Raw genomic sequence first — 2,151 nt, forward strand, 5'->3', positions numbered from 1 at the left:
CCTCATGGTCGACGCCGTGCAGGCCGCCGGGCGTGTTTCGATCGATCTATCAGCGGGTTACGCCGATTATCTGATTCTGTCCTCGCACAAGATCGGTGGTCCCAAGGGCGTCGGCGCCATCGTCGCGGCTTCGGATCTGATGATGCCGAAGCCGTTGATCAATGGCGGCGGTCAGGAAAAGGGCCATCGCGGCGGGACTGAAAACCTCGCTGCCATTGCCGGTTTTGGCGCGGCCGCCCGCGAGGCCCTGGCCGGATTGCCGGCCATGGATACGGTGCGCCGGCGCCGCGACGAGATCGAGGCCATCGTGAAAACGCTGGTGCCGGACGCGGAAATCTTCGGAACCGGTGCGCCAAGGCTTGCCAATACGGCATTCTTCGCTATTGCGGGCGTCAAAGCCGAAACCGCGCAGATCGCCTTCGACCTGGCCGGCGTAGCGCTGTCGGCCGGCTCTGCCTGTTCGTCCGGCAAGGTCGGACCGAGCCATGTGCTGAAAGCCATGGGATACGGTGACAGCCTTGGCGCCTTGCGCGTGTCGATCGGTCCGGCGACGGGCGCGGAAGACATCGAGTTGTTTCGCGTTGCGCTGACGGGAATCGCCGCGCGTCGGGCGGACAGAGAAAAGGCCGCGTAAGCGGGTGGGAGCATCGGACCGAAAAGCGCGTAGCGGTTTTCGGGAAAATCCGATGCTTGACGAAAATGATTTGGGCCATTCGGCCTGGTAGAGCCGTGCGTTTCATGTTGGCCGGGTGAATTTCCGGTCGAAGCGCACTATATGAAACTTACGCTGCCGCAAGCGCCTTTTTGGGGTTCGTTTTGGCGGTGCCATAGTTTGAAAACTGTCGGGCCTTGACCCCGGCGTGGATGGAGAACGCATATGCCTGCTGTGCAGGACACGATCGATCGGGTCCGAAAGATCGACGTCGACCAATACAAATATGGATTCCAGACCGAAATCGCGATGGATAAGGCCCCCAAAGGCCTCAGCGAAGACATTATCCGTTTCATTTCGGCCAAGAAGGATGAACCGTCCTGGATGCTGGAATGGCGTCTGGAAGCCTATCGCCGTTGGCTGACGCTTGACGAGCCGACCTGGGCGCGCGTCCACTATCCCAAGATCGATTTCCAGGACATCTACTTCTACGCGGCGCCCAAGAGCACGCCCGGCCCGACCTCGCTCAGCGATGTCGATCCCGAACTCTTGAAGGTCTACGAGAAGCTCGGTATTCCGCTGCGCGAGCAGGAAATCCTCGCCGGCGTGCAGAAGACCGACGCCTCGGAACTCGAGGAAGTCAGCGACAATGTCTACAAATCGGGCCGCGTCGCCGTCGACGCCGTGTTCGATTCCGTTTCCGTCGTCACCACCTTCAAGAAGGAGCTGGCGCAGGCCGGCGTCATCTTCTGCTCGATCTCGGAAGCCATCCGCGAGCATCCCGAACTGGTGAAGAAGTATCTCGGCTCGGTTGTGCCGACCTCCGATAATTATTACGCCACGCTGAATTCGGCCGTGTTCACCGACGGCTCGTTCGTCTTCGTGCCCAAGGGCGTGCGCTGCCCGATGGAGCTGTCGACCTATTTCCGCATGAACGAGAAGAACACCGGCCAGTTCGAGCGCACGCTGATCATCGCCGAGGAGGGGGCTTACGTCTCCTATCTCGAAGGCTGCACGGCGCCGCAGCGCGATGAGAACCAGCTGCATGCCGCCGTCGTCGAACTGGTGGCGCTCGACGATGCCGAGATCAAATATTCGACGGTGCAGAACTGGTATCCCGGAGACGCCGAGGGCAAGGGTGGCATCTACAATTTCGTCACCAAGCGCGGCGACTGCCGTGGCGATCGCTCGAAGATCTCGTGGACGCAGGTCGAGACCGGCTCGGCGATCACCTGGAAATATCCGAGCTGCATCCTGCGCGGCGATGATTCCTCCGGCGAATTCTATTCGATCGCCGTGTCGAACGGCTATCAGCAGGTCGACAGCGGCACCAAGATGATCCACCTCGGCAAGAACACGTCGAGCCGCATCATCTCCAAAGGCATCGCCGCCGGCTTCTCGCAGAACACCTATCGCGGCCAGGTCTCGGCGCACCGCAAGGCGACCAACGCCCGCAACTTCACCAACTGCGATTCCCTGCTGATCGGCGACCAGTGCGG

At 61.0% G+C, this 2,151-nt stretch carries 2 protein-coding genes; both read left to right on the plus strand.

What is annotated here, in order from left to right; genetic code table 11:
• On the plus strand, window positions 1-634 hold a 634-nt coding region (locus EN991_RS33590), incomplete at its 5' end, for an aminotransferase class V-fold PLP-dependent enzyme (RefSeq protein ID WP_127370346.1).
• 243 nt (window positions 635-877) lie between these two features.
• On the plus strand, window positions 878-2,151 hold a 1,274-nt coding region (gene sufB, locus EN991_RS33595; protein WP_127370347.1), incomplete at its 3' end, for a Fe-S cluster assembly protein SufB.

This window comes from Mesorhizobium sp. M7A.F.Ca.US.005.03.2.1 (assembly GCF_003997795.1).
GTDB lineage: Bacteria > Pseudomonadota > Alphaproteobacteria > Rhizobiales > Rhizobiaceae > Mesorhizobium > Mesorhizobium ciceri.